The sequence below is a fragment of the Variovorax paradoxus genome (assembly GCF_022009635.1).
Taxonomy (GTDB): Bacteria; Pseudomonadota; Gammaproteobacteria; order Burkholderiales; family Burkholderiaceae_C; genus Variovorax.
Genome location: NZ_CP091716.1, coordinates 6,778,396 through 6,790,182, shown reverse-complemented (window position 1 = coordinate 6,790,182; position 11,787 = coordinate 6,778,396). Strand labels below are relative to the sequence as shown.

Annotated in this window: 12 protein-coding genes; 10 read left to right on the top strand and 2 right to left on the bottom strand. The window is 69.2% G+C overall.

Annotation, left to right across the window (positions count from 1 at the left end; genetic code table 11):
• The first annotated feature begins 12 nt into the window (after positions 1-12).
• From L3V85_RS31815 to L3V85_RS31800, 4 genes are all read left to right on the top strand, one after another.
• Positions 13-1,050: an extracellular solute-binding protein gene (locus tag L3V85_RS31815; RefSeq protein WP_237676585.1), complete on the top strand. Its 1,038-nt coding sequence runs from the start codon at positions 13-15 to the stop codon at positions 1,048-1,050.
• Positions 1,051-1,053: 3 nt separating this feature from the next.
• A complete protein-coding gene (locus L3V85_RS31810) occupies positions 1,054-1,887 on the top strand; it encodes an ABC transporter permease (protein ID WP_237676584.1) in 834 nt (277 codons plus the stop codon).
• 166 nt (positions 1,888-2,053) lie between these two features.
• A complete protein-coding gene (locus L3V85_RS31805) occupies positions 2,054-2,686 on the top strand; it encodes a response regulator (RefSeq protein WP_237676583.1) in 633 nt (210 codons plus the stop codon).
• Between the two features lie 33 nt (positions 2,687-2,719).
• Positions 2,720-4,000, top strand: coding sequence for a phospholipase D-like domain-containing protein (locus L3V85_RS31800; protein ID WP_237676582.1), 1,281 nt, complete (start codon positions 2,720-2,722; stop codon positions 3,998-4,000).
• On the opposite strand, the gene L3V85_RS31795 is transcribed toward L3V85_RS31800, so the two are convergent.
• The gene (locus L3V85_RS31795) at positions 3,997-4,428 is read right to left on the bottom strand and encodes a surface-adhesin E family protein (protein WP_237676581.1); all 432 of its coding nucleotides are present in this window, start codon (positions 4,426-4,428) and stop codon (positions 3,997-3,999) included. The genes L3V85_RS31800 and L3V85_RS31795 overlap by 4 nt on opposite strands.
• Before the next feature lie 146 nt (positions 4,429-4,574).
• Between L3V85_RS31795 and L3V85_RS31790 the strand changes: the two genes are divergently transcribed.
• From L3V85_RS31790 to L3V85_RS31765, 6 genes are all read left to right on the top strand, one after another.
• A complete protein-coding gene (locus tag L3V85_RS31790) occupies positions 4,575-5,261 on the top strand; it encodes an alpha/beta family hydrolase (RefSeq protein WP_237676580.1) in 687 nt (228 codons plus the stop codon).
• A gap of 132 nt (positions 5,262-5,393) precedes the next feature.
• Positions 5,394-5,900 carry a ferritin-like domain-containing protein gene (locus tag L3V85_RS31785; protein ID WP_237676579.1) on the top strand — a complete coding sequence of 169 codons (507 nt, stop codon included), beginning with the start codon at positions 5,394-5,396 and terminating at the stop codon, positions 5,898-5,900.
• Positions 5,901-6,086: 186 nt separating this feature from the next.
• Positions 6,087-7,109, top strand: a complete 1,023-nt coding sequence (xylF, locus tag L3V85_RS31780; protein WP_237676578.1) for a D-xylose ABC transporter substrate-binding protein — start codon at positions 6,087-6,089, stop codon at positions 7,107-7,109.
• A gap of 116 nt (positions 7,110-7,225) precedes the next feature.
• The gene (locus tag L3V85_RS31775; protein WP_237676577.1) at positions 7,226-8,416 is read left to right on the top strand and encodes a sugar ABC transporter permease; all 1,191 of its coding nucleotides are present in this window, start codon (positions 7,226-7,228) and stop codon (positions 8,414-8,416) included.
• A 1-nt stretch (position 8,417) separates the two neighbouring features.
• Positions 8,418-9,215: an ATP-binding cassette domain-containing protein gene (locus L3V85_RS31770; protein WP_237676576.1), complete on the top strand. Its 798-nt coding sequence runs from the start codon at positions 8,418-8,420 to the stop codon at positions 9,213-9,215.
• 1 nt (position 9,216) lies between these two features.
• On the top strand, positions 9,217-10,380 hold the full coding sequence (locus L3V85_RS31765; protein WP_237676575.1) for an ROK family transcriptional regulator: 1,164 nt from the start codon (positions 9,217-9,219) through the stop codon (positions 10,378-10,380).
• Positions 10,381-10,384: 4 nt separating this feature from the next.
• Here L3V85_RS31765 and L3V85_RS31760 read toward each other — a convergent pair whose 3' ends face one another.
• Positions 10,385-11,665, bottom strand: coding sequence for a helix-turn-helix domain-containing protein (locus L3V85_RS31760; protein ID WP_237676574.1), 1,281 nt, complete (start codon positions 11,663-11,665; stop codon positions 10,385-10,387).
• Positions 11,666-11,787 lie beyond the last annotated feature (122 nt).

The following is an 11,787-nucleotide window of genomic DNA, read 5'->3' as shown; positions in this document are numbered from 1 at the left end:
CCAACAACCGCCATGTCCTCACACTCCACACGCCGTTCCCTGCTGCTGGCCGCCGCCTCGCTGCCGCTGGCCGCTTCCGCGCCCGCGTTCGCCGCCGTCGGCGGGCGCGTCGTCATCGCCACCTGGGGCGGCGACTACGGCGACCTGCTCGGCAAGAACGTCGAGCAGCCGCTGCTCAAGCCGCGCGGCATCGAGGCGGTGCAGAGCACCGACGACGGCCCGCCGCGCAAGGCCAAGCTGCTGGCCGAGCGCAACAGCCGGCGCGGCAGCCTCGACGTGGTGTCGCTGGTCGACTTCGAGGCCAGCGGCCTCGCGCAGATGGGCCTGTTCGAGACGCTGACCGACGCCAACGTGCCGAACGCCAGGAACGCCATCGCCGCGCTGCGCCAGCCGCAGGCGGTGCCGCACGTCTACTCGGGCCTGGTCATCGCCTACAACCCCGACAAGATCAGGACGCCGCCGAAGTCGTTCAACGACCTCTGGGACCCGAAGTACAAGGGCCGCGTCGGCCTGGCCGAGATCCTGTTCCCGTACAACATCGCCGCTGCCTCGCTGGCGGCCGGCGGCACGCTGTCGGACCTGGCGCCGGGCATGAAGAAGCTCGGCGAGATGAAGGCGCTGTCGCCCAAGATCTTCGCCACCAACGAGGCGGTGGCGCAGGCGCTCAAGTCGGAGGACATCTGGATCACGCTGGCCTGGCGCGCCCGCGTGTACCAGTGGCGCCGCGCCGGCGTGAGCGTGGCCGCGGCGGTGCCGGCCGAGGGCATCATGCCCACCACCTTCAGCGCCGTGGTGCCCAAGAACAGCCAGCAGAAGGACAACGCCTTCGCCTACCTGGACGCCATGCTCGACGCGCGCGCGCAGGCCGCGTTCGCCGAGCGCATGGGCTACGTGCCCACCGTCACCAATGCCCGCCTGCCGGCCGAGCTGGCCGCGCAGATCGCGTTCACGCCCGAGGAGCAGTCGCGCTTCAAGGTGCCCGACTTCGGCTACTTCGCCCAGGCCATGCCGGCGCTGCAGCAGTACTGGTCGCGCGACTTCAAGGCCTGAGCGATGCGCCTGCTGACCCTTCCGGCCATTGCCATCGTGCTGGCGCTGATGGTGGCCCCCATGGCGATGCTGCTGCGCTACTCGCTCAACATCTACACGCCCACCGAACTGATGGTCGAGGCGTTCACGCCGCGCAACTACGTGCAGGTGTTCGCCGACCCGTACTTCCGCGAGGTACTGTCGACGACCCTGCAGGTCGCCGCCGTGACCACGCTGATCGCGCTGCTGGTGGGGCTGCCCGCCGGCTACACGCTGGCGCGCATGCCGCGGCGCTGGAAGATGTGGCTCACGCTCGCCACCATCCTGCCGCTGATGGTGGGCAACGTGGTGCGCTCGGCCGGCTGGCTGGCGCTGCTGGGCAACAGCGGCCTGTTCAACGCGGTGGCGCAGTGGAGCGGGCTCGTGCGCGAGCCCATGCAGCTCATGTTCAACCGGCCGGCCGTGGTGGGCGTGATGGTCACCATCGTGCTGCCGCTGATGGTGATGACGCTGGCCAGCGTCATCGAGGGCATTCCGCGCAACGTGGAAGAAGCGGCCGCCAACCTGGGCGCGCGGCCCTTCACCGTGTTTCGCCGCGTGGTGCTGCCGCAGGCCATGCCGGGCGTGATCGCGGGCATGTCGTTGGTCTTCATCCTGTGCATGAACGCCTATGCGACGCCGGTGCTGATCGGCGGCCCGCGCTTCAGGATGATGACGCCGGAGATCTACCAGCAGTTCGTCGGCCTGAACAACTGGCCATTCGGCGCCGCGCTGGCCTTCATGCTGCTGGCGGTGACGCTCGCGGTCGTGCTGGGCATCGGCGCCTTGCTGCAGGGCAGGCGGCCGCCCCGGACCTGACGCCGCGTCGCTTCCGTCCGACGCGGGCGACAGCCGATCCTGCATTGCCGTGCAGGACAACGCCGCGTCCTGCATTTCGGGCGTTTTGCGGGCCGATGCCTGTGGCATCTTCGTTCCCCTGTCGCGCCGCATCCTGGCGCGCATCGCTTCAAGCAGGAACAACACCATGATCAAGATCGGCATCGTCGACGACCACGCCGTCGTCCGCACAGGCCTCAAGGCGTTCTTCTCCACCTTCGTCGACTTCCGCGTGGTCGGCGAGGCCGGCTCGGGCCGAGAGGCCATCGACCTCGTGCGCACCGCCGACATCGACGTGCTCGTGATGGACCTCTCGATGCCCGGCCAGAGCGGCATCGACGCGCTCGCCATGGTGCGCGCCAAGGCGCCCGACCTGGGCGTGCTCATTCTGAGCGGCTACCCCGAGGAGCACTACGCGGTGAACCTGATCCGCCAGGGCGCGTCGGGCTATCTCAACAAGGAATGCGAGCCCGAGGAAATCGCGCGGGCGATCCGCACGGTGGCGCTGGGCCGCCGCTACATCTCGCCCTCGGTGGCCGAGCTGCTGGCCGGGCAGCTCGAGCGCAAGGACAACGCGCCGCCGCACAAGCACCTGTCGGAACGCGAGTTCCAGGTGTTCCTCAAGCTCGCCAAGGGTGAGTCGGTGGGCAGCATCGGCGAGGCGCTGTCGCTGTCGGTGAAGACCATCAGCACCTACCGCACGCGCCTCATGGAGAAGATGAACCTCTCCACCAACAGCGACCTGACCTACTACGCGATCAAGACGCAGCTGATCGACTGATCCGCTTGAGCGATATGGGCTCCGCGTCCTGACGTGCGCCGCCGAGGGACGCTCAAGGCCGTTGTCTGGACTTTCGTCCTGACACTGGCCGCCACGCTGCTGGTGCTCAACTTCACCAGCGGCGAGAAGAAGCTCGACGAGCAGGTCAAGCGCGAGTACGCGCTGGACGACGCGCAATACCAGCGCGCGCTGGGCGTGATGCTCGGGCCGCCCATCACCGGCGGCAACCGCTTCGAGGCTTTCCAGAACGGCGACAGGATCTTTCCGCCGATGCTGGCCGCCATCCGCGGCGCCAGGAAGAGCATCACTTTCGAGACCTACATCTACTGGTCGGGCGACATCGGGCGCGAGTTCGCCGACGCGCTTTCCGAGCGCGCCCGCGCGGGCGTGAAGGTGCACGTGCTGCTCGACTGGGTGGGCAGCGCCAAGGTCGACGGCGACTTCGTCCGCGAGATGGAAAGCGCCGGCGTGCAGATCCGCAAGTTCCACAAGCCGGGCTGGTACGACATCGCGCGCATGAACAATCGCACCCACCGCAAGCTGCTGGTGGTCGACGGTCGCACCGGCTTCACCGGCGGCGTGGGCATTGCCCCTGAATGGACCGGCGACGCACAGGACGCGGGGCATTGGCGCGACTCGCACTACAAGGTCGAGGGGCCGGTGGTGGCGCAGATGCAGGCCGTGTTCATGGACAACTGGGTGAAGGTGTCGGGCGACGTGCTGCACGGCGAAACCTACTTTCCACCGATTCCCTCGATGGGCGAGGGGCGCGCCCAGGTGTTCAGCAGTTCGCCTTCGGGCGGCAGCGAGAGCATGCATCTCATGTACCTGCTGTCGATCGCCGCGGCCACCAGGTCCATCGACCTGTCGAGCGCCTACTTCGTGCCCGACGACCTGACCGTGGGCGCGCTGGTGGCGGCCATGCAGCGCGGCGTGCGGCTGCGCATCATCACGCCGGGCCCGATCATCGATTCACAGACGGTGCGCGGCGCCTCGCGCGCGGCGTGGGGGCCGCTGCTGAAGGCGGGCGCCGAGATCAGCGAATACCAGCCGACCATGTTCCATTGCAAGGTCTTCACGGTCGACGGCCTGCTGGTGTCGGTTGGCTCCACCAACTTCGACAACCGCTCGTTCCGCCTGAACGACGAGGCCAACCTCAACATCTACGACGAGACCTTCGCCGCCGGGCAGACCGCGCAGTTCGAGGCCGACCTGCGCCGGTCGAAGCGCCTGACGTACGAGGCCTGGAAAGACCGCCCGCTGCACGAGAAGGCGATGGAACACCTGGCGGCGCTGCTGTCGTCGCAGCTCTAGCTGCTGCGCGGGCGGCAGGCCGCGCGCACGATGCGCGCCGTCGGGTTGGGTTTCATGTCCAGGAAGCGCACCGGCTTGGGGGCGTCGCCGTAGTCCGCGGTGTGGTGCGGCTCGCCCTGCCACAGCGGCTGGGCATAGAAGCGCGCGGCCACGTAGCTGGCGCGGCGCGCCTGGCAGTCGAACACCACGCGCGACTCGTACGAACGGTAAGGGATGCCGTCCCAGTTGAAGCGAGGCGTCGCGCGGCTCACGCGCAGGTTCATGGTCTTCGAGGCGTCGGCCGGCGTGTCGGGGAGCGTCACCCGGTCGGGGTCGACCTGCACCGTGTCGGCCAGCTTGTCCTGCGGATCTCCCACCACCGTGAACCAGCCGGGCTGCGCGTGCGCCACGCAGCCGACCATGCCGATAGCCAACAACCAGTGCCTCACGACGGAAACTCCAGGAAAAAGAAGACGAAGAAAGGAGCGCGGGAATGGGCGCCGCCAATGAAACATGAATTTACATTGGCCCCGATCTTTACCCGTGTCGGACGACGCCGAAGGCGCGTGTCGTGCGTGGCAGGCACACTCGCGCGATGACTACGCTGCACGAACTTTCCATCGACGTGACGCCCGGCATTGCGGTGTCGGCCCTTGCGATGTCGCCTCCCTCGGCCGAGGCATGCCTGGTGCTCGCGCACGGTGCCGGCGCGGGCATGAGGCATCCGTTCATGCAGGCCGTGGCCGAGGGCCTCGCCGAGCGGCGCATCGCCACGCTGCGTTACCAGTTCCCCTACATGGAACAGGGCAGCAAGCGCACCGACGCACCACCGCTGGCGCATGCCACGGTGCGCGCGGCAGTGGCCTGCGCGTCGACGCGTTTTGCGGGCGTGCGTCTTTTCGCGGGCGGCAAGTCGTTCGGCGGCCGCATGACGTCGCAGGCCCAGGCGCTGGAGCCGCTGCCCGGCGTCGAGGGGCTGGTCTTCCTGGGCTTTCCGCTGCACCCCTCGGGCGCGCCCGCGAAGGCGGCCGAGCGCGCGGCGCACCTGCGGGATGTGGACCTGCCCATGCTCTTCGCGCACGGCCCGCGCGACACGCTGGCCGAGCCCGGGCCTTTCGACGACACGGTGCAGGCGCTGGGTCCGATCGCCACCGTGCTGGAGATTGACGGCGCCGACCATTCGTTCGGCGTGCTCAAGCGCACCGGCCGTACCGACGAGCAGGCGCTGGAAGAGCTGCTCGACGGCATCGCCGTGTGGACGCAGGCCTGGCGCATCGGCTGAAGCCGGCGCCGCGCGGGTCATCCTTCGCCTACGCCGTGTCGCCCGATGGGACGACGCCGCGGCGCCGCGGATCTTTCAACGATGAATGTTCGACAGACGGCAAACAGATCATCAACTGAAAGGACTCCCGACATGGCATACACCGACGCACCCATCGACACCACCCTGCAGGCCACCGGCCCCGTGCTGGCCAACGACGAAGTGGTGGACGTGCTCAACGACCTGCTCGAGAACTCGCGCGACGGCGAATACGGCTTCCGCGCCTGCGCCGACGAAGTGAAGAGCCCCGAGGCGAAGCTGCTATTCACCGCACGCGCCGAACAATGCCGCAAGGCCGGCAGCGAGCTGATGGCGCTCATCGCGGCCTACGGCGGCAAGCCGGCCGACGGCGGCACCGCCAGCGGCGCGTTGCATCGCGGCTGGGTCCACGTGAAGGGCTCGCTGGGCGCCAACAGCGAACTCTCGATCCTCGAATCGTGCGAGCGCGGCGAAGACACCGGCGTCGCACGCTACCGCAAGGCGCTGAAGCAGAACCTGCCCGCCGACGTGCGCAGCGTGGTGGCTGCGCAGGCCGAAGGCGCGCAGCGCAACCACGACCAGATCCGCGACCTGCGCAACGCCGCACGCGCTCGCGACTGATCGGCACGACGCATCGTGACCAATGAAGGCCGGGCTTGCCCGGCCTTTTTCATGGCCGCCGCACGCTCCGGGAATTCCCGGATGCCCAGCGGCTTGCCGCGATGGGATAGTTAGTTCGCCCTTCAAACTAACTAATTTCTTACACGGCTGATCCCTGTGGGGCGCACCAACTCTGGAGAGACATCGATGCAACTCAAACACACCCTGGCCGCCATGGCTTTCGGTCTCACGGCCGTGGGCGCGATGGCGCAGACCGTGGTCGGCGTGAGCTGGTCCAACTTTCAGGAAGAGCGCTGGAAGACCGACGAGGCCGCCATCAAGGCCGAACTCGAGAAGCTCGGCGCCAAGTACATCAGCGCCGACGCGGGCGGCTCGCCCGAGAAGCAGCTGGGCGACATCGAGGGCCTGATGTCCAAGGGCGCCAAGGCGCTCATCGTGCTGGCCATGGACAAGGACGCCATCCTGCCGGCCGTGACCAAGGCCACGCGCCAGAAGGTGCCCGTGGTGGCCTACGACCGGCTGATCGAGGCGCCTGGCGTCTTCTACATCACCTTCGACAACGTCGAGGTCGGCCGCATGGAAGCGCGCGAGGTCCTGAAGGTCAAGCCCAAGGGCAACTACGTGATCATCAAGGGCTCGCCGAGCGACCCGAACGCCGACTTCCTGCGCGCGGGCCAGCAGGAAGTGCTCGACGCCTCCATCAAGAAGGGCGACATCAAGATCGTCGGCGACGAATACACCGAAGGCTGGAAGCCCGAAGTCGCGCAGAAGAACATGGAGCAGATCCTCACCAAGAACGGCAACAAGGTCGACGCGGTGGTGGCGGCCAACGACGGCACGGCGGGCGGCGCGGTGGCGGCGCTCACGGCCAAGGGCCTGCGCGGCATTCCGGTGTCGGGCCAGGACGCGGACTTTGCGGCGCTCAACCGCATCGCGCTGGGCACCCAGACCGCGACCATCTTCAAGGACTCGCGCGAGCTTGGCCGCGAAGCCGCCATCGCGGCCATCGCGCTGTCGCAGGGCAAGCCGGTCGACAAGGCCGCCACCTGGAACTCGGGGCCGAAGAAGGTCTCGCTGCAATCGCGCCTGCTGACGCCGGTGCCCGTGACGCGCGACAACCTCGACGTCGTGGTCAAGGCCGGCTGGATCAAGAAGGACGAGCTCTGCAAGGGCGTGACGGGCGCCAGCGCGCCCGCGGCCTGCAAGTAAGCAGGCAAGCAGGCAACACACGGATCAACCGCGCGTCGCGGTCACCGGCCGGCCCACCCGTGGGCCCGGCCGGCGGGCGGCTGCGCTCCTGTCCCACGTTCCAAGAGGTCTGAAAAATGAGCAATCCAACACCGGGCTGGTGGCGCCGCACGGGCATCGACCTGCGCCTCGTCCTGATGTGCGTGCTGCTGGCCGTCATGGCCGTGGCGTTCAGCGTCATGTCGGGCGGCGTGTTCCTGTCGCCCGAGAACCTCTACAACGTCGCGCAGCAGACGGCGGTGGTGGGCATCGTGTCGACCGTCATGGTGCTGATCATCGTGGCGCGCCACATCGACCTGTCGGTCGGCTCGGTGATGGGCTTCGTCGGCGTGCTCATCGCGTACCTGCAATACACCTCGGGCTGGTCGTGGCCCACGGCGTGCCTGGCGGGGCTGGCGGTGGCGCTGCTGGTGTCCATCTACCAGGGCTGGCTCACGGCGGTGCTGGGCGTGCCTTCGTTCGTGGTCACGCTGGGCGGGCTGATGTCGTTCCGCGGCGCGGCCTTCCTCGTGGCCGAGGGCAAGACGCAGCCGGTGAACGACGAATTCTTCCAGCGCCTGGGCGGCGGCTACGACGGCGGCATCGGCGTCACCGCGAGCTGGGTGATCGCGGGGCTGGTGGCGGCGGTGCTGTTCGCGCGCATGTTCCAGAAGCGCGCGGCGCGCGCGCGCCACGAGATGCCCAACGAGCCGCTGTGGCTGGAGCTGCTGCTCACGGCGGTGCCGGCGGCGGTGGTGATCGGCTTCGCGGCGGTCATGAACCACTACAAGATCGACTCGAAGGACGCGCCCCAGGGCATTCCGATTCCGGTGCTGATCTGGGCGGTGGTGGCCATCGTGCTGTCGTTCATCGTGCACCGCACGCGCTTCGGCCGCTATGTGTTCGCGATGGGTGGCAACCCCGACGCGGCGGCGCTGGTGGGCATTCCGGTCAAGCGCGTCACGCTGATGCTGTTCGCGCTGCTGGCGGTGCTGGTGACCATCGCGGCCATCGTGTCGATCGCCCGGCTCAACGCGGGCACCAATTCACTGGGCACGGGCATGGAGCTGTACGTGATCGCGGCGGCGGTCATCGGCGGTACGGCGCTGGCGGGCGGCAGCGGCTCGATCTTCGGCTCGGTGCTGGGCGCGCTCATCATGCAGTCGCTCGACAGCGGCATGCTGCTGCTCGACGTGCCCATCGGCAAGCGCATGGTCATCATCGGCCAGGTGCTGATCGTGGCGGTGGTGTTCGACGTGCTGTACCGGCGCAAGTTCGGGGAGAACTGAGATGGACACGAACATCGACACCTCCAGACCCCTCGTCGAACTGCGCGAGATCCGCAAGGCCTTCGGCGGCGTGAAGGCCGTGGACGGCGTGAGCGTCAACCTCTACCCCGGCGAAGTGGTCGCGCTGCTGGGCCACAACGGCGCGGGCAAGTCCACGCTCATGAAGATGCTCGCGGGCGCCTACCCCATCGACTCCGGCGACACCCTCATCGCCGGCCAGAAGGTCAACATCCGCACGCCCGCCGAAGCGCAGGCGCAAGGCATCGAGACCATCTACCAGACCCTTGCATTGGCCGACAACCTCGACTCCGTGTCGAACCTGTTCCTCGGCCGCGAGAAGATGACGCGCTGGAACACGCTCGACGACCACTTCATGGAAGTGCAGGCGCGCAAGGTGTTCCACCGGCTCAACAAGAATTTCACCAACATCCGCGTGCCGGTGCGGCGCCTCTCGGGCGGGCAGCGGCAGGTGGTGGCGATCTCGCGCGCGCTGTACTTCAATGCGCGCATCCTCATCATGGACGAGCCCTGCGCCGCGCTCGGCCCGGAAGAGACAGCGATGGTCGGCGGCCTCGTGAAGCAGCTCAAGGCCGACGGCGTGGGCATCTTCCTCATCACGCACGACATGCCCGACGTGTTCTCGCTGAGCGACCGCGTCGCGGTGATGAAGAACGGCAAGCTCGTGGGCACCTACCGCACCGCCGACGTCACCGAGGACGAAGTGCTCGGCATGATCATTGCCGGCAAGCGCCCGGAGGGCAAAGAGCAGGCCCACCACGCCGACACCGCGGCCGCCTGACGTGACCACCATCGGCGACCAGCAGCTCGTCAAGCGCATGAACCGCAGCGTGCTGCTGCGGCTGCTGCGCGCGCAGCCCGGCCTTTCGCGCGCGCGGCTGGCCGGCGAGAGCGGCCTCACCAAGTCGACCGTGAGCCTGCTGGTGCGCGAACTGATCGACGAAGACTGGCTCAGCGAATCGGGCGCGGCCGTGGCCGACGGCCTGGGGCGGCCTTCGACGCCGCTGCGCATCAACGTGGGCGTGCGCGCGCTCATGGGCGTGGAGATCGCCGTGGAGACGGTGCGCCTCGTGTGCATGTCGCTGCAGGGCGAGGTGCTGTATTCGGACACCCAGGCGCTGGCCGACAGCGCGCCGGCCGGCGCCTGCGCGCAGGTCGCGCGCATGGCGTCGGTGGCGCAAGCGCGGCTCGAGCAGCTCGGCCTTCGCCTGTCGAGCATCGGCGTGTGCGTGCCCGGCGCGGTGGACGACTGCACCGGCGTGGTCCGCTTCGCGCCCAACCTCGGCTGGCGCAACGTGAGCCTGCTGCCCGCGCTGGAGAAAGCCTTCGGCGCGGTGGGCCTGCCGCGCGTCACGGTGCAGCTGCAGAACGATGCCGATGCCGCCGTGCTCGGCGAATACGAGTTCGCGGCCAGCGTGGGCCAGGAGGGCGAAGACCCGCTGATCTTCGTCAACTGCGACGTGGGCGTGGGCGCGGGCGTGGTGCTGAACGACCGGCTCTTCACCGGCGCGCAGGGCATGGCCGGCGAGATCGGCCACACCATCCTCGAGCTAGACGGTCCGGAGTGCTCCTGCGGGCGGCGCGGCTGCGCCGAGGCCTTCTTCGGCTCGCGCGTGCTGCGGCGCGAAGGCCGCGACATGCAGCGCGCCGCCGCCTTCTTCGGCGTGATGCTGCAGAACCTGTGGGTCACCTTCAACCCGCGCGCGATCGTGCTGGGCGGCAAGGTCTGCACCGACCATCGCGACTTCGTGCAGGCGGCGTTCGAAAGCGTGCACCGGCATGCCGACCGCGCCGGCATGCCCGCGCCCGACCTGCGCACCGCGCGCTACGACGCACTCGCGCCGGCGGTCGGCGCCGCCGCGCTGGCGCTGCACGAATACCTGCGGCCGTTGCAGCCCGACGCGAAGGCGCGCCGCGCCCGCGCGCTGGCCCGCGCCGCGGTCTGAGCTGTCAATCGTCGGTGGGCGCGGCGTCGTCGCACCAGCCGCGCAGCCGCCGGTACAGCGTGCCGCGCGACACGCGCAACTGCCGCGCCGCCTGCGACACATTGCCGCCGTGCGCGGCGAGCGTGTCCTCGATCAGCTTGCGGCTGTGCTCGCGCAGCGTGCCGGCGGGCGATGCGGCCTCGCCGGTATCTGTGTCCGCCGGGCCTTCGGTGGTGCCGACGGCTGTGGCAATGGCCGCCACCGCATCGCGTTCGATGGCCACCGGCGCAGCCTCGCCGGGCATCGCCACCGCATGCCGGAAGTCCGCGCCGTCCGGGCCCCGCAGGCGCGCCTGCACCCACACGCCGAGCCCGCTCGCCAGGCGCAGCGGCTGCGCCGCCTCGCGCCGGCCCAGCCGCATCAGGCTCGCGAGGTCGTGCCCCAGCAGGCATTCGACATCGCGCTCGTCCGCCGCCTCGGGCAGGCGCCCGAGCAGCCGTGAGCCGGCGTTGTTGAGCCAGGCGATGGTGCCGTCGGGCGCGATGCCGGCCAGCGCCTCCAGCGGCGTGCCCAGCAGCGTGGGGCTCGCCTGGAAGCGCAATATCAGGTGGTCGCTCGACTGCGCCTGCAGCAGCCGGTTCTCGATGGCGGTGGCGTAGAGCGCCACCATCGACGCCGCATCGAAGCCGAAGCGCCGCGCCTCCGCCGTGAGGTCGAGCACGCCGGCCAGCCGGCCCGTCACGTCGCGGATCGGCGCCGCCGCGCACTGCATGTGGCCGAGCACGTCGAAGTAATGCTCCGCGCCGTCGACCGTGCAGGCCTGCCCGGTGCTGGCCACGATGCCCGGCGCGGTGGTGCCGACCACGCGCTCCGAAATGTTCACGCCCACCCGCGCGGTCTTGCGCAGCACCGGCTGGTGCGCGGCGGCGGGCTGGTCGCTGACGTGCACCACCACGCCGTCGCGGTCGGTCAGGATCACGCGGCAGTCGGTGCCGGCCAGCATGTTCTCCATCTGCGCCAGCTCTTGCCGGGCCACCTCCAGCAACTCGCGGTTGCGCGCGAGCGTGGCGTGCAGCCGGCTCGGCGTGACCGCGTCGAAGGGCACGATGCGCTGGCGGTCGGCATGCGTGCGGCTGCAGCGCAGCCACGACTGGATCACCGCCTCGCCGACGAGGCCCGAGGGCCGCACGCCTTCCTCGAAGAACTGCCGCCGCGCGAGCGCCACGCGCTGCGCCGGCGTGCTGGCAAAGAGCTGGCGCGGCGCATCCGCCGTGCCGAGCCTGCTGTCGAACTTGCCTGGGGACATGGGTTCGCCGCCTCCCTGGATTCTTCAGGACCAGCAGCGAATGTGTTCCGCAATGGAACAGCGCCGGATTGGGGAAATCCCGAAGGTGAACGCAAGGCCGCCGCGAACGATCCTTGCGGCAC

Excerpts from the sequence above, each read along its gene's own strand:
- L3V85_RS31770 (WP_237676576.1), top strand. The coding sequence starts at position 8,418 with ATGGACACGAACATCGACACCTCCAGACCCCTCGTCGAACTGCGCGAG.
- L3V85_RS31805 (WP_237676583.1), top strand. The coding sequence starts at position 2,054 with ATGATCAAGATCGGCATCGTCGACGACCACGCCGTCGTCCGCACAGGC.
- xylF (WP_237676578.1), top strand. The coding sequence starts at position 6,087 with ATGCAACTCAAACACACCCTGGCCGCCATGGCTTTCGGTCTCACGGCC.
- L3V85_RS31785 (WP_237676579.1), top strand. The coding sequence starts at position 5,394 with ATGGCATACACCGACGCACCCATCGACACCACCCTGCAGGCCACCGGC.
- L3V85_RS31790 (WP_237676580.1), top strand. The coding sequence starts at position 4,575 with ATGACTACGCTGCACGAACTTTCCATCGACGTGACGCCCGGCATTGCG.
- L3V85_RS31760 (WP_237676574.1), bottom strand. The coding sequence starts at position 11,665 with ATGTCCCCAGGCAAGTTCGACAGCAGGCTCGGCACGGCGGATGCGCCG.
- L3V85_RS31810 (WP_237676584.1), top strand. The coding sequence starts at position 1,054 with ATGCGCCTGCTGACCCTTCCGGCCATTGCCATCGTGCTGGCGCTGATG.
- L3V85_RS31775 (WP_237676577.1), top strand. The coding sequence starts at position 7,226 with ATGAGCAATCCAACACCGGGCTGGTGGCGCCGCACGGGCATCGACCTG.
- L3V85_RS31815 (WP_237676585.1), top strand. The coding sequence starts at position 13 with ATGTCCTCACACTCCACACGCCGTTCCCTGCTGCTGGCCGCCGCCTCG.